The organism is Actinacidiphila glaucinigra (assembly GCF_900188405.1).
In the GTDB taxonomy this organism is placed as follows: Bacteria; Actinomycetota; Actinomycetes; order Streptomycetales; family Streptomycetaceae; genus Actinacidiphila; species Actinacidiphila glaucinigra.
This window is the reverse complement of record NZ_FZOF01000017.1, coordinates 103,955-128,491: the sequence shown is the minus strand read 5'-3', so window position 1 is coordinate 128,491 and position 24,537 is coordinate 103,955. Positions and strand designations below refer to the sequence as shown.

Genomic DNA, 24,537 nt, shown 5'->3' with positions numbered 1-24,537 from the left:
TCGAGCCCTCCCGCGTCGCGTCGGCCCCGACCCGAGCCGACACCCCTGGAAAGGCCCTTGTCCCCGGTGCGTCACCGGGGACAAGGGCCCTTCGTCCGTCGCGCCGCCGGCTACCTGAGGCCGAAGGCGCGGATCAGGGTCTGGCTGACGCTGTTCCCCTTCGCGTCACGCGCCGTCGTCCGCAGGCTCGCGAAGCGGGCCCGCGACGGCGCGTCGAGCTGCGCCTTCCAGCCGCCGCCCGACTGCCGCAGCGTCGCCTTGCGCCAGGTGGCGCCGTCGTCGTACGACACCTCGAGGGTCGCCGTGCGAATCGTCCCGGCGCCCGCCGCGCCCTTCAGGTGCGAGGCGGTGACCGTCAGGCCGGTCCGCCGCTTGGCCTTGCCGGACAGGTCGGTGGCCACCGCGTAGTCGAGCTGCACCAGCGGCAGGGGCGTGATGGCCGAGTAGTCCGTGGTGCTCGAGGTGAATCCCCACTCGGTACGGGTGCGGGTCGAGTACGGGCGGTCCGGCATGTTCCGCTTGCCCTCCACCACGATCCGGTAGGGCTGCGGGTCCGGCGACAGTTCCTCGACGGTGACGATGCGCTCGTTGTAGTCCTCGCCGAGCAGCTGGTCGCCCTGGTACAGCGAGATCTTCGACGTGTCGCCGTCGGCCCACGTGACGCCCGCGTGACCGCCGGAGTCGCCCCAGGCCGGCAGGCTGGACGTGCTGATGATGTCGCCCACCCGGAAGGGTGCCGTCCAGCTGATGCGGTCGTTGAGCGCCCGCGGGCGCTGGATCGGTGAGAACCAGGTCTCACTGCTCGTGGCGCGCGGCTTGTACGTGCGGACGACGCCCCGCTGGCCGAGGTCGGGCATGGCGGCCGAGGAGACCCAGCGGGCGTCGTCGCCCGCCGTGACCCATGAGGTGAGGGTGCCCTGGGCCGCGACCTGCGTCGGATCGATGAGCGAGGGCCGGTTGAAGATCAGCGAGACGTCCTCGCGGTACGCCACGGCCCTGCCCTGCGTGGTGTTGCGGAACGACTCGTCGATGCGCGCCAGCTCCCCGGCGCCGGGCCGGTAGGACGGGTCCTTCGGGACCGAGCCCTCCTGGTGGCGGATCAGGTCGTAGGCGTAGCGCGGGTACGGGTGCGAAACCACCTTCAGCGTCGCCGTGCCGGGCCTGTGCAGCCGGTTCAGCAGCCGTGCGCTGTCGTCGGTGCCGAGGGAGGCCACGGGGAGCGGGGCGCCTTCGGGCAGGTCGGCCCAGGGGTCGTACTTGCCGTAGCCGTTGTTCAGGATCAGCAGCTGCCGTGCGCCGGCCTTCGCCGCCGCGGCGGCCTGGTCCGGGGCGGACACCGTGTCACTGCGGCGGACGACCGCGATCTGGCCGCGCACCTTGGTCCTGCCGAAGTCCGCGGCGGAGCCGTCACCGGCCCAGACGGCCCGGTACGTGCCGGTGCCGTCCGGCAGCTTGGGGGACAGGCTCTGGACGGTGACGTCGCCGTAGGTCTGCGAGCCCGAGGAGAACGTCAGCGGCGCCTGGATCTGCCGCCAGCGGGTCGCGAAGTGGTACGAGCCCTTCGTCACCTTCGGAGTCGGGGTCACCCAGAGGCTGTCGTAGCGCCAGGACTGGGGCATGTAGCTGTCCATGAAGGGGAACAGCGAGAGCGCGTCGTTGGTGCGGTACTGGTCGACGCGCATGAACTGGTTGGCGGTCGGCTGCGGGGTGAGCGCGGCCGCCTTGCGCAGGTCGGCCGCGTCGAAGCGGACGGTGCGGTCGGTGTCGAGGTCGATCTGCGGCGCCGAGAACATCGCGAAGCCCAGCGTGTGCGTACCGTCGACACCGGGCACGTCGGCGTTCATCCACGCCGAGTAGGTGCCCGGGGACAGGCGCAGCTCGATGCGGCCCGAGGCGTCGACGGCGTACACCTTGGGAGCGGTGTTGCGCTCCACGTCCTTGAGCAAGAGGGTGCCGGGAAGGGCCTTGCCGTGCCGGTCCTTGGCGGTGACCGTCAGGTTGACCCGGCGGCCCTCCTTGCTCACCCCGACCGTGGTGCGGGCCAGGGTCGTGCCGTCGGCGCCGGTGGCGAGAAGGCGGGTGGTGTAGGCGCCGTTGTCCTCGGCCGCGTCGAGGTGGGTGATCACGCCCACGGAGGCGGTGCCGTGGGCGGGCACGGTCAACCGCGTCTCCGTCAGCGTGAACAGGCCCTCGGGCAGCTGGCCCGGGCTCAGGGACAGGTCCACGGTGACCGGTTCGGCGCCGGAGTTGGTGTAGGTGACGTCCTTGCGGACCGTCTGACCCGGCGTGTACGGGTAGTGGGCCTGCGCGTACGCGTCACCGGAGGCGACCAGCGTGGCCTTCACGGCGGCGGCGACGTCCACGCGCCCGCTGCCCGCCTCGAAGGGGCTGAACCGCTGGGTGCTCGCGGTGGTGCTGATCAGCGCTTCCTTGAGCTGCTGCCCCGTCCAGTCCGGGTGCTTCGCGGCCAGCAGGGCCGCGGCGCCCGCCACGTGGGGCGTCGCCATGGAGGTGCCGCTCATCGTCTGGTACGCGCCCTCGCCCTCCAGCGCGTACTGCGAGCGCGCCGCCAGCACGTCCACACCCGGGCCGGTCAGATCGGGCTTGACGGCGTTGTCGCCCACGCGGGGCCCGCGGCTGGAGAACGGGGCCAGCTGGTCCACGCCCTTGCCGGGGCCCTGCACCGCGCCCACCGTCAGCGCGGCGTCGGCGGCACCGGGGGCACCCACGGTGTAGGGCGCCGGGCCGGAGTTGCCCGCCGCGATCACGAACAGTGCCCCGGTCTCCTCGCTGAGCCGGTTCACGGCCTCGCTGAGCGGGTCGGTGCCGTTGGTGGGGTCGCCGCCCAGGCTCATGCTGACGACCTTGGCGTGCTGGTCGCGGACGGCCCACTCCATGCCGGCGAGGATCCAGGAGTCCTGTCCGCTGCCGAAGTCGTCCAGTACCTTGCCGATGTGCAGGGACGCGCCCGGGGCGACGCCCTTCTCGGTGCCGCCCGAGGCGGCGCCGGTGCCGGCGACGGTGGAGGCGACGTGGGTGCCGTGGCCATTCCGGTCGGTGACGTCCTGGTCGGGCACGAAGCTCTCCGCCGCCGCTATGCGGCCGGCGAAGTCCGGGTGCGCGGCGTCGATGCCGGTGTCCAGCACGGCGACGTCCACGCCCTGCCCGGTGTCCCCGCCGCCCCACACCTCCGGGGCGCCGATCTGCGCCGTCGTGTCGGACAGCGTGGCCTTGACCTTGCCGTCCAGCCACACCTTGGCGACGCCGCCGGCCAGCCGTGCGCCGTCCGCCGTCTTCGCGGCGGTCCCGGCGGCCTTCGCCCCGGTGCCGGTCAGGGAGGACCAGAAGTCCGCCGCCCGGTCGTGCTCGGCGGAGATCGCCGCGCCCTGGATGCTGCTGAGGGTCAGCGTCCTGCGCGCGCCCTCCGGGGTCTTCGCGCTGCGGGAGCGGGCCGCGGCGTCGGTGTAGGTGACGATGAGCGGCAGCCGGTCGGTGCGGGCGTCGTCGTAGCCGTCCGCCAGCAGCGCGGTGATGTTGAAGAGGCCCTCGTCCAGGGCTCCTGACGCGATGTAGGGCACCGCGGCGTCGGGGTACACGTAGGTGTCCGTGCCCACCGACATCACGTGGGCGCCGGCGGTCCTGCCGTTCGGGCCGGTGACCGTGGTGACGGACTCGGTGCGGCCGTTCCCGGTCACGGTGACCTTGTCACCGGTGATCAGCGTGAGGGTGCGCACGCCCGCGGGAGCGGCACCGGTCGCGGTGGGGGAGGGGGACGTCGCCGAGGGGTCGGCCGACGCGACCGGACCCGTGGCCGTCAGCACCACCAGGGCGGCGACGGCGGCTGTCAACCCGCGTCTGCGGGACGGAGGCATGCGCAAGGGAACCTCATGGACTCGATGGGCTGGGGTTGAACGCAGTCAGCCATCCGTTCGGATCCCTGTAAAGGCGGCCCTTTGGCACTTCTGTGCCATGTCACCAAGTGGACAGGGCGCAAAGCGGCGCAATGATCGGCAAGCGAGACACACTGCACGGTGTGAGCGGTCGCCGCGCCGCGGCACACCTGTCACACGTTCTGGTATGACGTCAATTCGCTCATGTGCAAGAAGATCGTAGGTGGAGAACGATGACGGATGGCGCCGTGCCCTTGGAGCTGGTCGGCCTCGACGCCGGGGCGGAGGCCGTCTACCGCGGTCTGCTCGCCCAGGGTGGTGGTACGGCGGACGACGTCACCGCGGCGTTCGGGCTGGGCACCGGAGCGGCGGTGGCCCTGCTGGAGCGCCTGCACCACTCCGGACTGCTGAGCCGCCGCTCCTCCGGCGAGTACCTGACCGTGGATCCGCGTCACGCGCTGCGGGCGCTGGTGGAGTCCCGCGAACGCCAGCTGGCCGCCATACGCGACGCCACCGGCCCGCTCGGCGCGCTGTTCGACCAGGCCAGGCGGTCCAGCGCCGGCGAACCCGCAACGCGGACGATCAGCGGCCCGGAGGAAGTCGGGGACTGCTACTACCGTTTGCACCAGGCCGCCACGTACGAGATGTGCGGCCTGGCCCGGCCACCCTTCCTGTTCGTTCCGAACGGTCCGCTCGACGAGGCCGCCGTACGGCGCGGTGTGCGGGTGCGGGTCGTCTACGCGGCCGCGAGCTTCGACGAGGACGGCGGGGGGCAGGAACTGGGCAGTCTCGTGTCGCGCGGCGAGGAGGCCAGGGTCGTGTCCTCGCTGCCCATCAAGCTGACCATGGCGGACCGCTCGGCGGCCATGGTCTCGCTGAGCCTGGGCCCCGACAGCACCGACACCCTCTACACCGAGGCGCCCCCGCTGCTGGAGGCACTGACCGAGCTCTTCGAGCGCTATTGGGCCGGTGCCGTCCCGCTGGCCGGACCGGGCTCCCAGCAGCCGCCGGCGCCGCAGCCGTGCACCCTGGGCGACGCTGTCGACCCGGTGCGCGAACCCACCGACGAGGAGCGGAACCTGCTCGCGCTCTTCGCCGCCGGGGTCAAGGACGACGCCATCGCCCGCCAGTTCGGCGTTTCCACGCGCACCCTGCGCCGGCGGATCCAGGATCTCTACGCGGAACTGGGCACCACCAACCGGTTCGGCGCGGGCGTCGCGGCGGCCCGGCGCAACTGGGTGTGAGCGCGGAGTTGCGCCGACGTGCCGCGGAGGGACGATGGGAGGAGGGTGTGGCGGTGTGCCGCACCGTACGAGGTGGTCCGGGTGCCCGAGGTGCGATCGGTCGACTACGCCGTCACCAGGTTCGACGTCCCCCTGCCGGGAACGTTCGAGGAGGCCGTGCGGCGTTACGAGTCCCTGGTGCCGGACTACCGGGCGACGGAGGTCCAGGACGTCATCCGCTCCGGCGGCTCGTGGGAGAGCGCACTCGCCCTGGCCGCGAGCAACGCGCCCCATGGATTCATGATCTTCTGGAAGAACGTGGGAACGGCGCTCATGACCCTCGCCGGGGACGCGACGCCGTTCGTGATGTACCTCATGGGCAACTACGCCATCGCCGAGCGGATGTTCCGCCACGACCCGTCCGCCATGATGCACGCGCCGCTGCGCACCGAGATCTACCGGGGCGCCGACGCGCCGCGATTCGTGATCGACAGGCCGAGCTCCCACTTCGGCAGCTACGGGAGCGAGGACATCGCCCAAGTGGGCCTGGAACTCGACCACAAGGTCGCCCGCCTGCTGACACTCATGGAGGCGCCGGTGCCCGACGGGCTCGGCTGAACGGCCATGACGGATCTGCGCTACGACACCTACGTGTGCGACGGGTTGCGCCGCGCCCAGGGCCCCCGGTTGCCCGACGGGAGCCCTATCTTCTCCTCGCCGCTGACCTCGACGTTGGTCCTCGGCGAGGAGGAAGCGGTCCTCGTCGACCCGCCGTTCACCCGCGAGCAGGTGCGCGACGTCGGCGACTGGATCGAACGCTCCGGCAGACGACTGGCGTACGTCTACGCCACCCACGGCCACGGTGACCACTGGTTCGGCACCGGCTTGCTGCTGCGGCGCTTCCCCGGGGCGGTGCCGTACGCGACCGAGGGCACCATCGGGCTGATGCACCGGCAGGCCGGCGAGGGCCGCCGGACCAGGTGGGACGTGGACTTCCCCGGGCTCATCCCCGACAGCCCCGTGGTCTACCGGGTTGTCCCGGACGACGGGTTCGCGCTGGAAGGGCACCCGCTGCACGTGGTGGAGACCGGCCACACCGACACCGACGACACGACCGTCCTGCACGTCCCGTCGATCGGCCTCGTGGTGGCCGGCGACGTGGCCTACAACGGCGTCCACCAGTACCTGCGGGAGAGCGCCGGCGGCGGCATCGACAAGTGGCTCACCGCGATCGGCACCGTCCTCGCGCTGAACCCGCGCGCGGTCGTGGCCGGCCACAAGGACAAGACCCTGCCCGACGACCCCGTGATCCTGGAGCAGACCCGCGACTACCTGCTCGACGCGCAACGCCTGCTGGCGGAGAAGCCGCGCCCCCGCCCGTTCTACGACCGGATGCTGCGGCTCCACCCGGACCGCCTCAACCCGGGCCCGGTCTGGTACAGCGCCCTCGCCCTGCTGCCGTGACACCCGCGCCCGAGGGAACCGGGGCGGCGGCCGCGGCGTCGTGCCCAGGGACAACGGACACGATCATGACGCTTCGCGAAGGAGCCCGGGCATGGCGGCTGCGGCCACGCGGTACCTCTATCTGGTCCGGCACGGGGAGGCCCTGCCGGACGAGAGCGGACTGTCGGACGACGGGCGCCGCCAGGCGGCCCTGCTCGGCCGCCGGCTGGCGGACCTGCCGATATCCGTGGTCCACCACGGCCCGCTGCCCAGGGCCGCGCAGACCGCGGCCCTGATCGGGGAGCACCTGGACGGCGCCGACCTCCGCGTCTCGGAGACCGCCGGCGACTACGTCCCGTACTTCCCGCGGCGGGAGGAGCTGCCGCGGGACAGCGCCGACCACCTCCTGCGCTTCCTGGAGGGCGCCACGGCGGAGGAGCGCGCGCTCGGTTCCTCGCTGGCCCTGCGCGCGCTGGAGCAGTTCACCGGCCCCGCCGAGGGCGACCGGGAGCGGCACGAACTGGTCGTCACCCACAACTTCCTGGTGGGCTGGCTGGTGAGGCACGCCATGGACGCCCCGGCATGGCGATGGCTGGGTGTGAACCAGGCCAACGCGGCCCTCACCGTCATCCGCTACATGCCGGGGCGGCCCGTGTCGGTCATGGTCCAGAACGACATGCGCCACCTGCCGGAGGAACTGCGCTGGACCGGCTTCCCGCCCGAGCCGCGGATCTGAGTCCGCGTCCCGGCCCCGCGTCAGGTGGTGTCGCCGGTGGCCGGGTCGACGTGGAACTCGTGCTCGGCGCCGTCCTGGTGTAGTTCGACCTCCCAGCCGCGGGTGTCGTCGTCGAGGGAGACGGAGGTGACCGTACCGGGGCGGGCGCCCGCGGCCGCCTTTGCCGCCTCCACGAGGTCGGTGCGTGAGCCGCGCAGTGCGTCCCGGGCCTCGTCGGCGTCCTGCCGGTCCTGCTCCTCGCGGGTGGTGACGACCTCGCCGTTCGCGGCGTCGATCGTCACCTCGTGCCAGGTGCCGTCCTCGGCGAGCGTCTCGACCTCCCATTCGGCGCGTCCGCGGTCCTCGTCGAGCTCGGCCGACACCACGGTGCCCGGGGCTTCGGCCCGCGCCGCGGTGACCGCGTCGGCGAGGCTCACCGTGCGGGTGCCGCCGTCCCGGGCCTTGTCGTCGCCTGCGTCGCGGTCGTCGCGGTCGTCGTCACGGGGACCGTCGTCGGCGCCGGGGTCGTCGGTGGCCACGGCGGCGGGCCGCTGACGGTCGTCGTCGTCCGCCATCGCGGCCGCCGCGACACCGCCCGTTCCGGCCAGGACGGCGACGGCGGCCGCGGTGGCGATCAGCGTCTTGCGCCTCATGATGGTGTGTCCTTCCGTAGGTGATCCGACGACCACCACCGTCGCCCGCCGCACCTGAAGCCACGCTGAAGGATCCTGAAGGAATCCTCAGGAGCGTTTTGGCACCCTGTACGCATGCGCCTGCTGATCGTGGAGGACGAGCGCAGCCTTGCCGCCTCATTGGCCAAGGGGCTGACGGCCGAGGGCTTCGGCGTCGACGTGGTGCACGACGGCGCCGAAGCGCTGCACCAGGCCGCGCAGCAGGCCTACGACCTGATCCTGCTGGACATCATGCTGCCCGGCATGAACGGCTACCGCGTCTGCGCCGCTCTGCGGGCCGCGGGCGACGACACCCCGATCCTGATGCTGACCGCCAAGGACGGGGTGTACGACGAGGCGGAGGGCCTGGACACCGGCGCCGACGACTACCTGACGAAGCCCTTCGCCTACGTCGTGCTGCTGGCCCGCGTCCGCGCGCTGCTGCGGCGGCGCTCCCACGGCGGCTCACCCGTCATCGCCATCGGCGCGCTGACCGTCGAGCCCGGCCGCCGCAGGGTCACCCGCGACGGGACCGAAATCCCGCTCACCGCACGGGAGTTCGCCGTGCTGGAGCACCTGGTGCTCAACGCCGGCGAGGTGGTCACCAAGGCCGACATCATCGAGCACGTGTGGGACTTCGCCTACAGCGGCGACCCCAACATCGTCGAGGTCTACGTCAGCGCCCTGCGCCGCAAGCTCGGGGCAGCCACCATCCGCACCGTCCGCGGCGCCGGATACGTGATGGAGGCCGGATGAGGTCCGTCCGCGCCCGCACGGCACTGTCCGCGACCGCGGTGGTGGGCGTCGCCCTGGTCCTCGCGGGCCTCGGCCTCGTCCTCGCCCTGCGGGCGAACCTGACCGGGCAGGCCGGCCTGCGGGCCGAGGTCGCCGCGCGCGAGGTGGCCGCCCAGATCGCCGCCGGGACCCCGTACGACCGCCTCGACCTGCCGGACGGCGACGAGTACCCGGTACGGGTCACCGACGGCGGCGGCACCCTCCTAGCGGTCGGGGAGGAGGTCCAGCGGATCACCGGCGCGCCGGTGCCGGACCCGGACGACGACGGCGACACCGAGGCGGAGTACGGCACGGGGACCGCGACCGTGGACGGCAGGCAGGAGTCGTACCGGTTCGCCGCCCTCTCGGGGGAACGCGACGGCGAGCGCTACACCGTCACCGCGGGCGCCTCCCTCACCGCCGAACAGGACGCCGTCCGCACGGCGGTCGTCTTCCTGTCGGCCGGGCTGCCCGTGATGCTCGCCGTGGTCTGGACGGTGACGTGGCTCGGCGCACGCAACGCGCTGCGCCCCGTCGAGGCCATCCGCGCCGAGATGGAGGCCATCACCTCCAGCACCGACCTGTCCCGCAGGGTGCCCGTGCCCCCGGCCCGCGACGAGGTGGCCCGGCTGGCCCGGGCCACCAACGAGACGCTCACGGCCCTGCAGGCCGCGGTCGAAAGGCAACGGCGGTTCGTGGCCGACGCGTCCCACGAACTGCGCAGCCCGATCGCGGCGCTGCGCACCGAACTGGAGGTGGCGGCCGCCCATCCGGCCCTGCTGGACCTGGACAGCGCGGTGGACGACGTCACCAGGCTCCAGGCGCTCGCCTCCGACCTCCTCCTGCTCGCCCGTTTCGACGCGGGGGAGGAGACCCCCATGGAGCCGGTCGCCCTGGACGAACTGGCCCGCGAGAAGGTCGCGCTGCGCCCGGGCGCGGTGCCCGTGACCGTCGAGGCCACGGAGACCGTGACGGTCCGCGGTGACCGGCAGGGGCTGGAACGCGTCCTGGACAACCTCCTGGACAACGCCCGGCGCCATGCGACCGGTTCGGTCGCGGTGCGCGTCACCCGTGACGCCCGGTGGGCCGTGCTGGAGGTGACCGACGACGGCCCGGGCATCCCGGAGGCCGACCGGGAGCGCGTCTTCGACCGCTTCATCAGGCTCGACGAGTCACGCACCCGCGACGCCGGAGGCGCCGGGCTCGGCCTGGCGATCGTCCGTGACATCGTCCACCGGCACGGCGGGTACGCCGACGCCGGATCGGCCCCGCAGGGCGGGGCGTTGCTGAGGGTCAGGCTCCTGTCGACGTGACGGCAGGCCCCGCGCCGATTCCGGGCCGATGCGGCCGCCGGGTCCCGTTCGAGGTCGGGCTGCTGCGGGCGGTCGTTCCGGAGCTCCGGAAAAAAATGGACGTCCATTCATTATGATGGGCCCATGCAGAGCAGACCCAGCCGTACCGCGCAGCACGTCGCCCTGTTCCGGGCACTGGAGTCGGTGCGCCGGGGGCCGCGCCTGTTCACCGACCCGTACGCCGCCTCGTGCCTCGGCCCCGGCCTCCGCCTGGCCGTGACGGTCGCCCGCTTCCCGGGCGTGGCGCGGTTCCTCGAGCGCCGGATCGACCGGCGCTGGCCGGCCGGTCCGCGCGCTTCGGCCGTGGTCCGCACCCGTCTGATCGACGACCTGGTCGTGGACGCCCTGGAAAACGGCGCCCGGCGACTCGTCCTGCTCGGCGCGGGGTACGACAGCCGGGCCTTCCGGCTGGACGCCGCGCGCACCGCCGCCGTCCTGGAGGTCGACCACCCGGCGACGCAGGCGGTCAAGCGCGGCCTGGCCGGTACGTGGTCCGCCCGCGCGGGCCGGCCCGGCGACCGCGTCCGGTTCGTTCCGGCGGACCTGATGCGGGAGGACCTCGGCGACGTGCTGCGCGACGCGGGACCGGGCGACGACCGGGCGGTGGTGGTCTGGGAGGGCGTGACGAACTACCTCGACGCGGCCTCGGTGCACGCCACACTGACGGCGCTCGGCGCCGCGCTGGCGCCCGGCAGCCGGATCGTCCTCACCTACATGGACCGGCGGGCCCTGGACGGCACCGGGGACTTCGACGGCGTCACCGCCTGGGCGGACACCGTGCGTGCGGCCGGGGAACCGTTCACCTTCGGCTTCCTCCCCGACGAACTCCCGGCGTACCTGGCCGAGCGGGGACTGGAGCTCACCCTGGACCAGTCGGCGAGGGACGCCGCCGCGCGCTATCTGGAGCCCCTGGGGCGGCACGAGCCCGCCGCGCCCTTCTACCGCATCGCCCAGGCCGAGGTGAAGTGATGCCCAAGGTCAGTGAGGAGCACCTGCGAGCACGGCGCGCGCAGATCCTCGACGCCGCCGCCCGCTGCTTCGCCCGCGCGGGCTTCCACCGCACCACCATCCAGGACATCGCGGCCGAGTCCGGTTTCAGCGCCGGGCTGATCTACCGCTACTTCGCCGACAAGGACGACATGGTCGTGGCCATCGCGGAGGGGTGGCACGATCAGCAGGCCCGCCGGCTGCATCTGGACGGACCCGCCGGGAACCTCGCCGGGAACCCAGCCGACGCTTTCCCCAACGTCGCCGGCGGCTACCTGGAACTCCTGCGCTCGCTGGCCGGCTCCGGCGAGCGGCAGCGTGTGCAACTCGGCGTCCAGATCTGGGCCGAGGCCCTGCGGGAACCGCGGGTGCACGCGGTGGCGCGCGAGGGCGTGGACCGTCCCCGTGCCGTCGTCACCGACCTGGTCCGGGCGGCCCAGGAGCGCGGCGAACTGGACGCCGCGTGGCCCGCCGACGGCCTGGCCAGGGTGTTCGTCGCGATCTACCAGGGGCTGGCGCTGCAGACCGCCTGGGATCCCGAGCTGGACAACGCCGGGTACGTCGCGGCGGTCGAGCGCCTGATCGGTGCGCTCGCACGCTGACGTCACCGCCCGTCATCCGCTCCTGTCATCCGCTCCCGTCATCCGCCCTCTCGTCAGTCCAGGACGAGCGACGACAACTGCGGCGAGTAGGTGGCGTGCAGTACGAGCGCGGCGCTGCCCACGACGGCCGCGTCGGCGCCGAGCGGGGAGGCCTCGACCTGGACGACGCGGATGTGCCGGGCCAGGGGTCTCGCGGTCAGTGCGGTGGCCACGGCGCCCACGTAGCGGGCCTCCACGTGCTGGATGCCGTGACCGCCGAGGATGATGAGGTCCACGTCGATGAAGTTGGCGATCGTCACCGCGACCGTGGCGACGTGCTGCGCGGCCTCGTCGATGACCGCCGCCGCGACCGGGTCACCGGCTCCCGCCGCGAGCTGGACCGCGGCGTGGTCGACGGAGGCCGGGTCCCGGTCGAACGCCGGTGACAGCACGCTGCCGCCGGGTTTGTCGACGAGGCGGCGGTGCGTCTCGGCCACGATCGCGGACGGGTTCGCCAGTCCTTCCAGGCAGCCCCGGTTGCCGCAGTAGCACTCAGGGCCGTCCGACACCACCGTGGAATGGCCGAACTCGCCGGCGTTGAGCGAACCACCCCGGTAGACCTGGTGGTTGAGGACCAGTCCGCCGCCGATGCCGGTGCCGAAGAACAGGTAGGCGAAGTTCGCCACGCCCCGGCCCGCGCCGGACCAGCGCTCGCCGACCGCGGCGGCGGTTGCGTCGTTGTCGAGGGTCACCGGAAGGCCGGTGGCGTCGCTGAGCATCTGCTGCAGCGGCACCCGGGTCCAGTGCGCGAGCTGCGGCGGGGCGACGATCATGCCGTTCCGCTGGTCGATCGGGCCGGGGGTGGCCAGCCCCAGCCCCAGGACGTTGCCGCGCGGTACGTCGGCCTCGGTCAGCACCTCGGCGACCAGGTCGGCCATGGCGGCCACCACGTGTGTCGGATCGGTGCCGGGGGGCGTGGGGCGCCGTTTGACGACCAGCGGCCGTCCGAGCAGGTCGACCACGGAGCAGGTGAGTTCCACCGGGTCGAAGACCAGGCCCACGGCGTTGCCCGCGTCCGCGTTGACCCGCAGGGTGGTGCGGGGCTTGCCGCCGCCGGCACCCCGGCTGGCCCCGTCCTCGCGCACGATCCCCTCGTCCAGCAGACGGCGCACGATCCCCGAGACGGTCTGCGGGGTCAGGCCCGTCTTCTGGGCGATCTCGACCCGGCTGATCCCGTCCGCGAGTTGGATCTGGTCCAGGACCACCGCCCGGTTGTACCGCCCGACTTTGGGGAGGTTTGTTCCTGCTTGCCGCACACGCGTTCCTCTCTTGCCGCAATGACGATACCGCTCAGGGGCGTTGACTTAGTAAAACAAATGGATTTAAAGTCCGGTGCCCAAGCCGTAACAGGTCCGGCATGGAGGCACGGCGCAGTGTCATCGGAGGCAAGTTGATGTCCACGAAATGTCGCATCCCAGGGGAGGCGGGCCCGCGTGATCGTCGCGGCGTCCGCGGCGTGGAGCTCCGCGCATGAGCAGCGCCCCGGTACTGCTGGAGATGCGGTCCATCACCAAGACGTTCCCGGGCGTGACGGCGCTCGCGGACGTCAACCTGGTGGTGAAGGAGGGGGAGATCCACGCGATCTGCGGCGAGAACGGCGCAGGCAAGTCCACCCTCATGAAGGTGCTGAGCGGCGTCCACCCGCACGGCAGTTACACCGGTGAGATCGTCTACCGGGGCGACACCGTCAGGTTCCACGACATCCGGGCCAGCGAGCAGGCCGGCATCGTCATCATCCACCAGGAACTGGCGCTGGTCCCCGGCATGTCGATCACGGAGAACATCTTCCTCGGCAACGAGCCGCGCAAACGCGGCTCGATCGACTGGAAGGCCGCACAGCACCGGGCGCTGGAGCTGATGGAGCAGGTCGGCCTCAAGGAGGACCCGGACACGCTCGTCAAGGACATCGGCGTCGGCAAGCAGCAACTCGTCGAGATCGCCAAGGCCTTCGCCAAGGACGTGAAGCTCCTCATCCTCGACGAGCCGACCGCGGCCCTGAACGAGACCGACTCGCAGCACCTGCTCGACCTGCTGCGCGGCTTCCGGGACCGCGGCATCACCTCGATCATGATCTCGCACAAGCTGAACGAGATCGAGGCGGTCGCCGACACCATCACCATCCTGCGCGACGGCCGGACGATCGAGAGCCTGGACGTCGAGGCCGACGGTGTGAACGAGGACCGCATCGTGCGCGGCATGGTCGGCCGGGAACTCGACAGCCGGTTCCCCGACCACACGCCCGACATCGGGGAGGTGTTCTTCGAGGTCCGCGACTGGACCGTGCGGCACCCCGCCTCGGACGAACGGCTCGTCTGCAAGGGCTCCACCTTCACGGTGCGGCGCGGTGAGATCGTCGGCTTCGCCGGCCTCATGGGCGCCGGGCGCACCGAACTCGCGATGAGCCTGTTCGGCCGCTCCTACGGCACCTTCCTGTCGGGACGGGTCTTCAAGGACGGCAAGGAGATCCACCTCAAGACGGTGTCGGAGGCCATCCGGCAGGGCCTCGCCTACGTCAGCGAGGACCGCAAGTCGATCGGCCTCAACCTGCTGGACGACATCAAGACCTCGATGGTCGCCGCCAAGCTGTCGAAGATCTCCCGCCACCAGGTCATCGACCCGGTGCGCGAGCACCGGATCGCCGAGGAGTACCGGCAGAGCCTGAGGATCAAGACCCCCGGCGTCGACGAGGAGGTCGTCAAGCTCTCCGGCGGCAACCAGCAGAAGGTCGTCCTCGCCAAGTGGATGTTCACCGACCCCGACCTGCTCATCCTGGACGAGCCCACCCGCGGCATCGACGTCGGTGCCAAGTACGAGATCTACGGGATCATCCAGCGGCTGGTGGGCGAGGGCAAGGGCGTCATCGTCATCTCCTCGGAGCTGCCCGAGCTCATCGGACTGTGCGACCGCATCTACACGGTGTTCGAAGGCGCCATCACCGGTGAGGTGACACGCCGCGACGCGAACCCGGAACTCCTCATGAAACAGATGACCTCTATGAAGAAGACACCGAGCCCATGAGCCGCATCTCAGACCTGCAGAAGAACCTCTTCGGGGGCACGGCCTCCAACGCCCGCCAGTTCGGCATGATCGCCACGCTCGTCGCGATCGTGCTCCTGTTCCAGATCTGGACGGGGGGACTGACCCTGACCTCCGGCAACCTCATCGCCGTGGTCAGCCAGTACTCCTACATCCTGATCCTGGCCATCGGCATGCTGATGGTGATCGTCGCCGGGCACATCGACCTGTCGGTCGGCTCGGTGGCCGCGTTCACCGGGATCGTGGTCGCCAAGACGATGCAGGAGCACTCGCTCCCCTGGCCCCTGGGCATCCTGCTCGGCCTGCTCGTCGGCGCGGCGATCGGCGCCTGGCAGGGCTTCTGGGTCGCCTACGTGGGAGTGCCGGCGTTCATCGTCACCCTGGCCGGCATGCTCCTGTTCCGCGGCGGCAACCAGTACATCGGCAACGCGGACACCGTGCCGGTCCCCACCGGGTTCCGTGACATCGGCGCCGGCTTCCTGCCCGAGGTGGGTCCGGACACCGGCTACAACAACCTGACGCTGCTGCTCGGCCTGCTCGCCTGCGCGGGCGTGGTCTGGCGCGAGTGGCGGGCCCGGCAGACCCGGCGCGTCATGCACGCCGATGCCGCGCCGCTGTGGGTGACCGGGATCCGCCTGGCCGTGATGGTGGGCATCATCGTCTTCACGACGCTGCGCTTCGCGGGCGGCCGCGTCGGCACCAGCTTCCCGATCTCCGGCATCATCCTGATCGCCCTGGTGCTGGCGTACTCGTACTACACCCGCAACACCATCGGGGGCCGGCACATCTACGCCGTCGGAGGCAACTCCCGCGCGGCCGAGCTGTCCGGCGTCAAGCTCCGGCGCGTCAACTTCCTGGTCATGATGAACATGTCCGTGCTGGCCGCGCTCGCCGGCATGATCTTCGTGGCCCGTTCCGCGGCATCCGGCCCGCAGGACGGTCTGAGCTGGGAACTCGACGCCATCGCGGCCGTCTTCATCGGCGGCGCCGCGGTGTCCGGTGGGCTCGGCACCATCAGCGGCTCCATCGTCGGCGGTCTGGTCATGGCGCTGCTCAACAACGGCCTCCAACTGGAGGGCGTGGGCTCGGACATGGTCCAGATCATCAAGGGCCTGGTCCTCCTCCTCGCCGTCGCGTTCGACGTCTACAGCAAGAGCCAGGGGCGCTTCTCGATCATCGGCACCCTGATGCGTCCGTTCCGCCAGAACGAGACGTCCACACCGGTCGACCCGCCGAACCCGGCCTCCGACCAAGACAAGGCTCCGGTCGCAGGCTGACCGACCGGCAGTACCCCCCAGGGTGCCGCACCTGGCGGCGCTCGTCTCTCACCGCATCACCCGGAAAGGGCACAACCCACATGCGCAGAACCATCACCAGAGGCATCGCCGTGATCGGCGCCGCCGCGCTGCTCGCCCTGGGCACGGCGTGCTCCAACGAACGCGAGGGCTCCGGCTCCACCGGCAAGGACACCAGCGACGCCAAGGGCGGCTTCGCGCAGGACGGACTGGTCGGTGTCGCGCTGCCGGCGAAGACCTCGGAGAACTGGGTGCTCGCCGGTGACCTGTTCACCAACGGCCTGAAGGACGCCGGTTTCAAGGCCGACGTGCAGTACGCGGGCGCCTCGACCACCGTCGCGGACCAGCAGGCGCAGATCTCCTCCATGGTCACCAAGGGCGCGAAGGTCATCGTCATCGGCGCGACCGACGCCGCGCAGCTGTCCACCCAGGTCGCGCAGGCCAAGCAGGCCGGCGCCACCGTCATCGCCTACGACCGGCTCATCACCAACACGAAGGACGTCGACTACTACATCGCGTTCGACAACTTCAAGGTCGGCCAGCTGCAGGGTCAGGCGCTGCTGGACGGCATGAAGGCCAAGAAGGCGAAGGGCCCGTACACGATCGAGCTGTTCTCCGGTTCGCCGGACGACAACAACTCGAAGGTCTTCTTCGACGGTGCGATGGAGGTGCTCAAGCCCGCCATCGACAAGGGCGACATCGTTGTCGGTTCCGGTCAGACCGACATCAAGCAGACCGCGACCCAGGGCTGGAAGGCGGAGAACGCCCAGAGCCGCATGGACTCGCTGCTGAACTCCACCTACACGGGCAAGAAGACGCTCGACGGCGTGCTCTCGCCGAACGACACCCTCGCCCGCGCGATCATCACCTCGGTGAAGGGCGCCGGCAAGCCAGTCCCGGTCGTGACCGGCCAGGACTCCGAGGTCGAGTCGGTGAAGTCGATCATGGCGGGTGAGCAGTACTCCACCATCAACAAGGACACCCGCAAGCTCGTCGCCGAGACCATCAAGATGGTCCAGTCCCTGCAGAAGGGCGACAAGCCGACGATCAACGACACCAAGTCGTACAACAACGGCAGCAAGGTCGTCCCGTCGTACCTGCTCCCGCCGGTCATCGTGACCAAGGAGAACGCGGCCGAGGCCTACGCCAACGACCCGAAGCTCTCCCCGCTCACCAAGTAGTAGCGCGCACTCCCGCTGCCGCCGGTGCCCGGACCACGTCCGGGCACCGGCGGCAGCCGCGTTCCCGGGCCGTGCGGGGCGCCCTCGCCCAGGGAGCCCCGTCACGGGCAGGGCAGCAGACGCCGTGGCCCGATGCCGTCGTCGTGGATGAGCCGGATCTCCGTGCTGCCCACGCCGTCGCGCCCGAGCGGGCACGGGACGTCGATCTCGTCACCTGCCATGGAGATGGCCCTCTCCTTGGCGTCCATCGCGTCGTTCGCATGGTCCACCACGTAGTACAGCCAGGTGGCCCCGGTTCCCCCGGCGCGGACCCGGAACCCCACCAGCCACTTGTCCGCCGAGGTGGCGCGACACGCCGTCGCAAGCGGGCACCGCGGCGCGAGGGCGTACCCCTCGTGGCCGGGTCCGCGCGCGTCCCCGATCGCCGACACGGCCCTGGCGATGTGCCGCATGGCGCGCCTCCTCACCCGTCGGTCGTGCCCGGACGGCGCACAGGAAGAAGTCGAGCCGTCCACCTCTTGACCGGGCAGCTGCCGCGGGTGTGACACGGACCCGCGGCCTGTCGCCCAGGCCCGGCGGGGCCCGCTGTCAGCCCCGCCCCGCGGGAGTCCGCCCCGGGCGCGTCCGCGGCCCGGGGCGGACGGCGCGCCCCTCATCCCCAGGCGCCGGCGATCTGCCGGGTCGTGGCGTTGAGCCGGTTGAACAGATTGGTGACGCCGATCATCAGGACGATCGCGGCCAGCTGCTTCTCGTCGAAGTAGGTGGCGGCGGCGTCCCACACCTCGTCACCGACCGCCTCGGGACGGTCGGCCAGCCGCGTGGCGGCCTCGGCCAGCGCGAGCGCGGCCCGCTCCTCCTCGCTGAAGTACGGGGCCTCCCGCCACGCGGCGACCGTGGCCAGGCGCTCGTCGTTCACCCCGGCCTTGCGCGCCGTCCTCGCGCCGCCGTCGACGCAGGCGCTGCAGCCGTTGATCTGACTCACCCGCAGGTGCACCAGCTCCAGCGTCTGCCCGTCCACTCCGCCGGAGTGCGCGGCCTTGATCAGCTCCTGGATGGGCTGCATCGCGCCGGACAGGACCATGGCCGGGTTCTGCATACGGGACTGCATCGTGGTTCTCCCTCTTCCGTTTCGGCGCCCCGTGCCCCGGGGCGTGACTCCATGACAGCGCGCGGGACTTGCCACGGCGACGGCGGTGGGACACCGTGGGACACCCGGAACGGCCGTGTACAGCGGCAATGCGGTCCGGACGGGTTCAGCCGGGGTGGGACAGGAAGGCGGGGGACAGGTGGTTGCGCAGCAACGGACGGCGGAGGCCGACCCACCTCGGGAACTGGCCGAGCGGCTGCGGATGCTCCAGGAGCTCTCCGGGCGCGGCGTCCGCGCGCTGGCCCGGGACACGGGGCTGAGTTCGTCGTCGCTGTCGCGCTACCTCACGGGCCGGACCGTGCCGCCCTGGCCCGCCGTCGTCGCGCTCTGCCGTCTCGTCACACGCGACCCGCGCCCGCTGCGCCCCCTGTGGGAACGGGCCTCCCACCCGCTGCCGGCGCCCCCGAGGACCAGCCGCCAGATCCATCCCCCGACGCCGCCCGCGTCGGCCCCGCACCCGCCCCGCAACGATCTCCCGCGCGACGTGCCGGACTTCACCGGGCGCAAGGCCGAACTCGCCGCCGTGCTCGCCGCGGTCGGCGGCAGCCGGGTGGTCGCCGTCGACGGCATGGCCGGTGTCGGCAAGACCTGCCTGGCGGTGCACGCCGCGCACCGCCTCGCCGCCGACTACCCCGACGCCCAGCTCTACCTCGATCTGCACGGCTTCACCGAGGGCCGCAGGCCCCTCGACCCCGACCCCGCGCTGCGGGCGCTGCTCGCCGCGCTCGACGTCCCCTCCGAGCGGATCCCGCAGGAGGGCGTCGAGCAACTGGCCGCCTGCTGGCGGTCGGAGCTGGCCCACCGGCGGGCCGTCGTCGTCCTGGACAACGCCGCCGACGCCGACCAGGTCCGCCCGCTGCTGCCCGGCGCGGGCCACTCCGTCGCCCTGGTCACCAGCCGCAACCGGCTGCTGGGGCTGGAAGAGGTTCCGCCGGTCTCACTGGACGTCCTGACCCCGCAGGACAGCGCGGAACTGCTCGCCCGCGCAGGCGGCGAGCCGGCGGGCACCGACGGGCGGCTGGCCCGCGAACCGCAGGCGGCGGCCGAGGTGCTGCGGCTGTGCGGCAACCTGCCGCTGGCCCTGCGGCTCGCCGGGGCACGGCTGCGGCACCGGCCGGGCTGGACCGTGGGCATCCTCGTCGAGCGGATGGCGGAGGGCCCCAGCGAGTTCGACACCGCCTTCGCCATGTCCGTGAACCAGTTGGACCGCGGCCAGCGCCGCCTGTTCCGGTTGCTGAGCCTGCTGCCGGGCTCGGCCTTCGACGAGTACGTCGTGGCCGCCCTCGCCGACGTGCCGCTGCGCGACGCCCGGACAATGCTCGAGGACCTCCTCGACGCACACCTGGTCCAGCAGCCGGCCCCCGGCCGCTACCGGCTGCACGACCTGGTGCACCGGCACGCGCTGCGGGCGACCACCGAGCATGACCCGGCGGCCGAACGCGAAAGGGCCCTGCTCCGGGTGCTCGACTACTACGTGCACGCGGCCGCCGCCGCCGACGCCACCATGCCCTTCCTGTCCCGCAGCGCGGTGCCCTGCGCGGGACCCGCCCCGGCGGAGCTGCCGAAGTTCGCCAGCAAGAACACCGCCCTGGCCTGGTTCGGCGCCGAGTACGCCAACCTGCTGACCGCGTTCGAAGCGGCACTCGCCGCCGGGGCCGACGCGCACGTGTGCGAACTGCCGCGCTTCATGCGGTCGTACTTCGCCCGGCGCTGCGGCACCACCCAGCTCAACGTCCTCTTCGAGGGCTCCCTGGCCGCCGCCCGCCGCCTGGGGGACCCGCGGCAACTGGGCGAGGCCTACAGCGACCTGGGCTTCGCCCGCTACAACGCGGGCCGTATGGCGGAGGCCGGGGACGCGTACGCGGCGGCCGCCGCGTTGATCGCGGAGGCCGGGGACGTGCCGGCCGAGGCCGAACTGACCATGCGGCGCGGCTACCTGGGATGGGAGCAGGGCTACGTGGAGGAGCCGCTGGAGCTGTTCCGGCTGGCGGGGAAGCTCTACGCGGACGCCGGCTGCCCGATGGGCACCGCCCACGCCACCGCCTACGAGGCCTGGGCCCTGCTGCAGTCGGGGCACCGCCAGGAGGCGGCGCGGCTGGCCCGCGAGGCGCTGGAGATCCCGCACACCGACCTCGCGTGGCCGCCGGCGCTCACCGCGCACATCACCCTCGGGGTGGCCGTCGCCCGCGAGGAACCCGAGGACGCCTTCGGCCATCTGCACCATGCCCTCGCCCTGGCCCGTGAGGACGGGCACCGGCACAACGAGGCATGGTGCCTGAACTGCCTGGGTGTCGCGTTGCGCCGCATGGGCCGCTACGAGGAGGCGCTGGCCAGCCACCGCGAGGCGTTCGCACTGCTCGACGAGATCTTCGAGGAGCAGTGGAAGATCCACTTCCTCAACGGCTACGGGGAGACCTGCCGGCTCGCCGGCCTGCCGGACGAGGCCCTGCGGCTGCACCGGCAGGCCCTCGACCTCGCACCGAAGGTGGGGTACCGCCACGAGGAGGCCATGGCCCACGAGGGGATCGCGGCCGTGCTCGACGCCACGGATCCGTCCGCCGCCGCCGAGCACCGCGCCGCGGGACAGGCCCTCCTGCGCGAACCCACGCCGGGCGCCTGACCCCGGGGGTGCCTCAGGCCGCCGCCGGGACGTAGCGGAACGAGGAGCCGGGCTTCGAGGTGACGGACTCCCTGCCGATGCCCGGCGTGTTGCCGGTCACCGACCGGCCGTCCCACCGCCGGCGTCACCGAGGGAGGCCAGCGCCGCCTCGCTCGGGCTCCCCGGCTCGGGGGTCCCCACGTGCAGCAGCTGCCCTGGGGCGTCGACCACGTCGAAGGTCTGGTAGGTGAGTTCGACGCGCCCCAGCACCGGGTGGACGAACACCTTGAAGGCCCGCGGCAGGCTGCCCACGGTGTGGTCCTCCCACAACGCGCGGAACTCCGCCGAGGCCTCGGTCAGTTCGGCGACGAGGCCGGTGACGTCAGGATCACCGGGAAACCGCCCGGCGTTGAGGCGCAGCGCGTACACGGTGCTGCGCCGCAGCAGCTCCCGATCCGTGAACACCTCCCGGCCGCGCGGATGGGTGAACAGGATGCGGGGCATGTTCCGCTCGTCCCCGAACGGGGAGAGCAGCACGTCGGCGACCGCATTCGCGGCGAGGACGTCGAAGGCCGGGCCGAGCACGTACGCCGCGGCGCGCGGGAACGCCCCGAGCAGTTGCAGGAGCGAGGGGTGCACCCGTTCGCGCGGGCCGTGCGCCGTGAGCCGGGGAGCGAGTCCCGCCAGATGGTGGAGGTGCCCGCGGGCGTCCGGCGCGAGGCGGAGCGCCCTGCCGATGGCGTCGACGACCTGGGCGGAAGGATTGCGCTCGCGCCCCTGCTCGAGGCGGGCGTAGTAGTCCGCGCTCACCCCCGAGAGCACCGCCACCTCCTCACGCCGCAGCCCCCGGACGCGCCGCCCGGAGCCCCCGGCGGCCAGTCCGGCGTCGGCCGGCTCCACGCGCGCCCGGCTCGCGCGCAGGAACGCGCCGAGCTCGTTGTCGCGTGGCGGCTTCATGCCACCGATGCTAACCGTGCCCGCCGGCGGGGGCCGGTGCGGGCGTGCGGAGTGCGGGCGCGCGGGGTCACCGGTACCAGGTGGGTGTGCGGCACCCAGGAACACACACCCTTCCTCCTCCTTCGGCCGCCCTGTCGGATGGAGGACGCGGCAGGACGCCGCCGTGACACCTTCGAGAAGCGAGAACCACCATGCCGACGAACCCGAAGACCATCCTGATCACCGGTGCCAGCAGCGGCATCGGCGAGGCGACCGCCCGCCGTCTGGCGGCGCAGGGGCACGCGCTGCTCCTCGGTGCCCGGCGCACCGGGCGCCTGGCCGCCCTCGCCGGGGAACTGCGCGCCCAAGGAGCCTCGGTCGCCCATCGCGAGCTGGACGTCACCAGCCTGGAATCGGTGCGCTGCTTCGCCGCCGCCGCGCTGGAGGAGTACGGCCGCATCGACGTGCTGGTCAACAACGCCGGGGTGATGCCCCTCTCGCCGCTCGCGGACCTGCGCGTCGACGAGTGGGAGCGGATGATCGACGTCAACCTGCGCGGGGTGCTCTACGGCGTCGCGGCGGCGCTCCCCGTCATGCGGCGGCAGGACGGAGGGCACATCATCAACGTCTCATCCGTGTCCGGCCACCGGGTCGACCCGACGGCGGCGGTCTACAGCGCCACCAAGTTCGCCGTGGCCGCGCTCTCCGAGGGGCTGCGCCAGGAGAGCCGGGACGTGCGTGTCACCGTGGTCAGCCCCGGCTTCACCCGGAGCGAGCTGACCGAACGGGGCGGCTCCGACGAAGCCAGGGCCGCCGCCCACGCGGCCGCCGAGCTGCTCGCGCTCCCGGCGTCCGCCATCGCCGACGCCATCGCCTTCGCGATCGACCGGCCGGCGGACGTCGACGTGAACGAACTCGTGGTACGCCCCACGGCGCAGGGCTGACCCGGGCGGGGCGCTTCTTCACGGCGGCACCGGGCGGAGGGGGCCCGCCCCGTGTCACGTACCGCCGTTGTCAGGCCGCGGGGGCGAGCTCCGCCCAGTGGGTCGCGCGGCCGGTCTCCCAGTGGTCGCCGTGCGCCGAGGCGACCTGGTCCACGATGGTCAGGCCCCGGCCGTGTTCGCAGTCGCCGCAGCTGGCGGCCCATTCCCCGATGGCGGGGGCCGGTCCGCCGTCGGTGACCTCGACGCGGACCTGTCCGGTGCTCCGGTCGCGGCCGAGATGCAGCACGATGGGCGGCCGTGCGTATTCGAACGCGTTGGTGACGAGCTCCGAGACGACCAGCAGGACTCCGTCGGCAGTGACCGCCGGTACCTGCCAGCGCCGCAGAGCCTCCTTGGTGAGCTTGCGGGCCTCTGCGGGGGCTTCGGGCCGATAGGAGAGCGTCCAGCTTTCTTCCTGGGCCGGCACGGGCTGCCGGCCCGGCCATTGACCCGCTTCGACGGTGTCCATCCCCATCCCTCTCGTTGTACCTCCAGGTACAACACGGCCGGGTCACCGTCGATTCCGCAGGCCGCGGGCTACGTACCGGGGTCGCTCCGGTGCAGCAGGACACCGACTCCGTCGTCCAGGGCGAGGGTGGCGCGGGGTACGACCACGAGCTCCGCACCGCCGCACGCCGCGGCGCGCAGCAGGGCGGCCCCGGCGGGTTCCTCCGGCCCCGCCCACAGACGCCCGGGCGGCGGCGGGGGATCGTTGACCAGGACGGCCGCCGCCCGTGCGCCCCGCAGCGCATCGACGACGGCCGCGGTGCCCTCGCAGCCGGTGCGGTCCCGGGCCCGCTGCACCCGGTACGCCTCGAGGCGGGCCTGGTCGGCGGCGTTGAGGCGGCCGCCGAACTCACGGGCGAGGCGCTCCTCCAGTGGGGCCTGGCCGGGCGTGCCGTCGGGACGTGCCGTGCCGACCGTGACGAGGTCGCTCCTCAGGCGTTCCGGCATGTGGTGGACGAGCACCTGCGCCGTCCGGGGGTCGTCGGGGTCGCGGACCAGCACGAGCACCTCGGCCGCGCCGCGGTCGGCCAGGTCGCCCAGGTCCCCGGCGAGCTGCGGCGCGGTCCGGGGCCAGTCCTCCACCGGGACGGTCTGCCGGACGGCCGGATCCGGGTCGGGGCGTCCGGCCGGCCAGCGTCCGGTCCGGGCGGCGACCCGGACGCCGGCGCCGTCCTCGGTGCGGCCGACGAACAGCTCCAGATAGGGCACGTCCGGGGCACGCTGCATCACCAGCGGCAGGGCGTCCGGCAGGGCCTCGAGCCCGGCCGTGTCGCGCACCGGCGGCTCCGGCAGTTCCTCGGCCAGCACGAGTTCCCCGCGGGTGGCGAACAGCGCCTGGCCGTGCCGCCCGGGCAGGTCGTCGTCGGTGCCCACGGCGGCGTGGAGGGCGTGGACGGTGGCCGGGTCGGCGCCGTGGGCGGTGAGGTCGTCCCGCAGGTGCCGCCAGCGCCGCGCGATGACGCGGTCGGGATCCTCGACGTCCCGGGAGGTATCCAGGTAGGCGCTCGCCCAGGGGCCCGGCCGGGTGAACAGCGGTTGCAGGAACGACAGCTTCATCAGGGTGCCTCCCGGAGCGGGCTCCCGGCGCCGGGAGGCGAACGGGGCCCGTGCGATCGGAGTGTGCGCCGGCAACCGGCGCCGGCCCCCCTCGTGCCTCC

21 protein-coding genes are annotated in these 24,537 nt (G+C 72.4%); 13 read left to right on the top strand and 8 right to left on the bottom strand.

The window, feature by feature from the left end; translation table 11 throughout:
• Nucleotides 1-110: 110 nt before the first annotated feature.
• Entirely contained in the window at nt 111-3,872 is a 3,762-nt protein-coding gene (locus CHF15_RS27980; protein ID WP_245939079.1) for a S8 family serine peptidase, read from the bottom strand.
• Between the two features lie 251 nt (nt 3,873-4,123).
• On the opposite strand from CHF15_RS27980, the gene CHF15_RS27975 reads away from it, so the two are divergent.
• The 4 genes from CHF15_RS27975 to CHF15_RS27960 all read left to right on the top strand — a co-directional run bounded on the left by CHF15_RS27975 (nt 4,124) and on the right by CHF15_RS27960 (nt 7,292).
• Entirely contained in the window at nt 4,124-5,134 is a 1,011-nt protein-coding gene (locus tag CHF15_RS27975) for a helix-turn-helix domain-containing protein (protein WP_089226653.1), read from the top strand.
• Between the two features lie 81 nt (nt 5,135-5,215).
• Nucleotides 5,216-5,731 (top strand): hypothetical protein, encoded by a 516-nt coding sequence (locus tag CHF15_RS27970; RefSeq protein WP_143681645.1) that lies wholly within the window; start codon nt 5,216-5,218, stop codon nt 5,729-5,731.
• A gap of 6 nt (nt 5,732-5,737) precedes the next feature.
• The gene (locus CHF15_RS27965; protein ID WP_089226651.1) at nt 5,738-6,577 is read left to right on the top strand and encodes an MBL fold metallo-hydrolase; all 840 of its coding nucleotides are present in this window, start codon (nt 5,738-5,740) and stop codon (nt 6,575-6,577) included.
• Nucleotides 6,578-6,668: 91 nt separating this feature from the next.
• Nucleotides 6,669-7,292, top strand: a complete 624-nt coding sequence (locus CHF15_RS27960; protein ID WP_089226650.1) for a histidine phosphatase family protein — start codon at nt 6,669-6,671, stop codon at nt 7,290-7,292.
• A 20-nt stretch (nt 7,293-7,312) separates the two neighbouring features.
• On the opposite strand, the gene CHF15_RS27955 is transcribed toward CHF15_RS27960, so the two are convergent.
• On the bottom strand, nt 7,313-7,924 hold the full coding sequence (locus CHF15_RS27955) for a PepSY domain-containing protein (protein ID WP_089226649.1): 612 nt from the start codon (nt 7,922-7,924) through the stop codon (nt 7,313-7,315).
• A 114-nt stretch (nt 7,925-8,038) separates the two neighbouring features.
• On the opposite strand from CHF15_RS27955, the gene CHF15_RS27950 reads away from it, so the two are divergent.
• From CHF15_RS27950 to CHF15_RS27935, 4 genes are all read left to right on the top strand, one after another.
• A complete protein-coding gene (locus CHF15_RS27950) occupies nt 8,039-8,698 on the top strand; it encodes a response regulator transcription factor (RefSeq protein WP_089226648.1) in 660 nt (219 codons plus the stop codon).
• Nucleotides 8,695-10,029, top strand: a complete 1,335-nt coding sequence (locus tag CHF15_RS27945; protein WP_089226647.1) for a sensor histidine kinase — start codon at nt 8,695-8,697, stop codon at nt 10,027-10,029. The genes CHF15_RS27950 and CHF15_RS27945 overlap by 4 nt, the downstream gene beginning before the upstream one ends.
• Nucleotides 10,030-10,152: 123 nt before the next feature.
• Nucleotides 10,153-11,037: a class I SAM-dependent methyltransferase gene (locus CHF15_RS27940; RefSeq protein WP_089226646.1), complete on the top strand. Its 885-nt coding sequence runs from the start codon at nt 10,153-10,155 to the stop codon at nt 11,035-11,037.
• Complete coding sequence (locus CHF15_RS27935) at nt 11,037-11,657, top strand: TetR/AcrR family transcriptional regulator (RefSeq protein WP_089226645.1); 621 nt, start codon at nt 11,037-11,039, stop codon at nt 11,655-11,657. Before CHF15_RS27940 ends, CHF15_RS27935 begins: the two co-directional genes overlap by 1 nt.
• Before the next feature lie 53 nt (nt 11,658-11,710).
• On the opposite strand, the gene CHF15_RS27930 is transcribed toward CHF15_RS27935, so the two are convergent.
• Nucleotides 11,711-12,901, bottom strand: coding sequence for an ROK family transcriptional regulator (locus CHF15_RS27930; RefSeq protein WP_089226644.1), 1,191 nt, complete (start codon nt 12,899-12,901; stop codon nt 11,711-11,713).
• A 265-nt stretch (nt 12,902-13,166) separates the two neighbouring features.
• Between CHF15_RS27930 and mmsA the strand changes: the two genes are divergently transcribed.
• From mmsA to CHF15_RS27915, 3 genes are all read left to right on the top strand, one after another.
• Nucleotides 13,167-14,714: a multiple monosaccharide ABC transporter ATP-binding protein gene (gene mmsA / locus CHF15_RS27925; protein ID WP_089226643.1), complete on the top strand. Its 1,548-nt coding sequence runs from the start codon at nt 13,167-13,169 to the stop codon at nt 14,712-14,714.
• Complete coding sequence (mmsB, locus tag CHF15_RS27920; RefSeq protein ID WP_089226642.1) at nt 14,711-16,009, top strand: multiple monosaccharide ABC transporter permease; 1,299 nt, start codon at nt 14,711-14,713, stop codon at nt 16,007-16,009. Before mmsA ends, mmsB begins: the two co-directional genes overlap by 4 nt.
• A gap of 80 nt (nt 16,010-16,089) precedes the next feature.
• Nucleotides 16,090-17,208, top strand: coding sequence for a substrate-binding domain-containing protein (locus CHF15_RS27915; RefSeq protein WP_089226641.1), 1,119 nt, complete (start codon nt 16,090-16,092; stop codon nt 17,206-17,208).
• Between the two features lie 101 nt (nt 17,209-17,309).
• On the opposite strand, the gene CHF15_RS27910 is transcribed toward CHF15_RS27915, so the two are convergent.
• Together CHF15_RS27910 and CHF15_RS27905 are read right to left on the bottom strand one after the other, a co-directional pair.
• On the bottom strand, nt 17,310-17,660 hold the full coding sequence (locus tag CHF15_RS27910; protein ID WP_089226640.1) for a hypothetical protein: 351 nt from the start codon (nt 17,658-17,660) through the stop codon (nt 17,310-17,312).
• A gap of 200 nt (nt 17,661-17,860) precedes the next feature.
• Nucleotides 17,861-18,316: a carboxymuconolactone decarboxylase family protein gene (locus CHF15_RS27905; RefSeq protein WP_089226639.1), complete on the bottom strand. Its 456-nt coding sequence runs from the start codon at nt 18,314-18,316 to the stop codon at nt 17,861-17,863.
• Nucleotides 18,317-18,494: 178 nt separating this feature from the next.
• Between CHF15_RS27905 and CHF15_RS27900 the strand changes: the two genes are divergently transcribed.
• Entirely contained in the window at nt 18,495-20,975 is a 2,481-nt protein-coding gene (locus CHF15_RS27900) for an XRE family transcriptional regulator (protein ID WP_265737411.1), read from the top strand.
• A gap of 96 nt (nt 20,976-21,071) precedes the next feature.
• On the opposite strand, the gene CHF15_RS27895 is transcribed toward CHF15_RS27900, so the two are convergent.
• Complete coding sequence (locus CHF15_RS27895) at nt 21,072-21,911, bottom strand: helix-turn-helix transcriptional regulator (RefSeq protein ID WP_089226637.1); 840 nt, start codon at nt 21,909-21,911, stop codon at nt 21,072-21,074.
• Between the two features lie 191 nt (nt 21,912-22,102).
• On the opposite strand from CHF15_RS27895, the gene CHF15_RS27890 reads away from it, so the two are divergent.
• Nucleotides 22,103-22,834 carry an SDR family oxidoreductase gene (locus CHF15_RS27890; RefSeq protein WP_089226636.1) on the top strand — a complete coding sequence of 244 codons (732 nt, stop codon included), beginning with the start codon at nt 22,103-22,105 and terminating at the stop codon, nt 22,832-22,834.
• A 70-nt stretch (nt 22,835-22,904) separates the two neighbouring features.
• Here the strand turns inward: CHF15_RS27890 and CHF15_RS27885 are convergent, their stop codons facing one another.
• Both CHF15_RS27885 and CHF15_RS27880 read right to left on the bottom strand, forming a co-directional pair.
• The gene (locus tag CHF15_RS27885; protein ID WP_245939078.1) at nt 22,905-23,348 is read right to left on the bottom strand and encodes an ATP-binding protein; all 444 of its coding nucleotides are present in this window, start codon (nt 23,346-23,348) and stop codon (nt 22,905-22,907) included.
• Between the two features lie 62 nt (nt 23,349-23,410).
• A complete protein-coding gene (locus tag CHF15_RS27880) occupies nt 23,411-24,436 on the bottom strand; it encodes a baeRF2 domain-containing protein (RefSeq protein ID WP_089226635.1) in 1,026 nt (341 codons plus the stop codon).
• Nucleotides 24,437-24,537: the final 101 nt, after the last annotated feature.

What these genes read in the sequence shown, in the direction of transcription:
- CHF15_RS27895 (WP_089226637.1), bottom strand. Translation starts at nt 21,911, where the DNA reads ATGAAGCCGCCACGCGACAACGAGCTCGGCGCGTTCCTGCGCGCGAGC.
- CHF15_RS27980 (WP_245939079.1), bottom strand. Translation starts at nt 3,872, where the DNA reads ATGCCTCCGTCCCGCAGACGCGGGTTGACAGCCGCCGTCGCCGCCCTG.
- CHF15_RS27960 (WP_089226650.1), top strand. Translation starts at nt 6,669, where the DNA reads ATGGCGGCTGCGGCCACGCGGTACCTCTATCTGGTCCGGCACGGGGAG.
- CHF15_RS27975 (WP_089226653.1), top strand. Translation starts at nt 4,124, where the DNA reads ATGACGGATGGCGCCGTGCCCTTGGAGCTGGTCGGCCTCGACGCCGGG.
- CHF15_RS27955 (WP_089226649.1), bottom strand. Translation starts at nt 7,924, where the DNA reads ATGAGGCGCAAGACGCTGATCGCCACCGCGGCCGCCGTCGCCGTCCTG.
- CHF15_RS27905 (WP_089226639.1), bottom strand. Translation starts at nt 18,316, where the DNA reads ATGCAGTCCCGTATGCAGAACCCGGCCATGGTCCTGTCCGGCGCGATG.
- CHF15_RS27935 (WP_089226645.1), top strand. Translation starts at nt 11,037, where the DNA reads ATGCCCAAGGTCAGTGAGGAGCACCTGCGAGCACGGCGCGCGCAGATC.
- CHF15_RS27940 (WP_089226646.1), top strand. Translation starts at nt 10,153, where the DNA reads ATGCAGAGCAGACCCAGCCGTACCGCGCAGCACGTCGCCCTGTTCCGG.
- CHF15_RS27890 (WP_089226636.1), top strand. Translation starts at nt 22,103, where the DNA reads ATGCCGACGAACCCGAAGACCATCCTGATCACCGGTGCCAGCAGCGGC.
- CHF15_RS27915 (WP_089226641.1), top strand. Translation starts at nt 16,090, where the DNA reads ATGCGCAGAACCATCACCAGAGGCATCGCCGTGATCGGCGCCGCCGCG.
- mmsB (WP_089226642.1), top strand. Translation starts at nt 14,711, where the DNA reads ATGAGCCGCATCTCAGACCTGCAGAAGAACCTCTTCGGGGGCACGGCC.
- CHF15_RS27910 (WP_089226640.1), bottom strand. Translation starts at nt 17,660, where the DNA reads ATGCGGCACATCGCCAGGGCCGTGTCGGCGATCGGGGACGCGCGCGGA.
- mmsA (WP_089226643.1), top strand. Translation starts at nt 13,167, where the DNA reads ATGAGCAGCGCCCCGGTACTGCTGGAGATGCGGTCCATCACCAAGACG.
- CHF15_RS27950 (WP_089226648.1), top strand. Translation starts at nt 8,039, where the DNA reads ATGCGCCTGCTGATCGTGGAGGACGAGCGCAGCCTTGCCGCCTCATTG.
- CHF15_RS27885 (WP_245939078.1), bottom strand. Translation starts at nt 23,348, where the DNA reads ATGGGGATGGACACCGTCGAAGCGGGTCAATGGCCGGGCCGGCAGCCC.
- CHF15_RS27965 (WP_089226651.1), top strand. Translation starts at nt 5,738, where the DNA reads ATGACGGATCTGCGCTACGACACCTACGTGTGCGACGGGTTGCGCCGC.
- CHF15_RS27880 (WP_089226635.1), bottom strand. Translation starts at nt 24,436, where the DNA reads ATGAAGCTGTCGTTCCTGCAACCGCTGTTCACCCGGCCGGGCCCCTGG.
- CHF15_RS27945 (WP_089226647.1), top strand. Translation starts at nt 8,695, where the DNA reads ATGAGGTCCGTCCGCGCCCGCACGGCACTGTCCGCGACCGCGGTGGTG.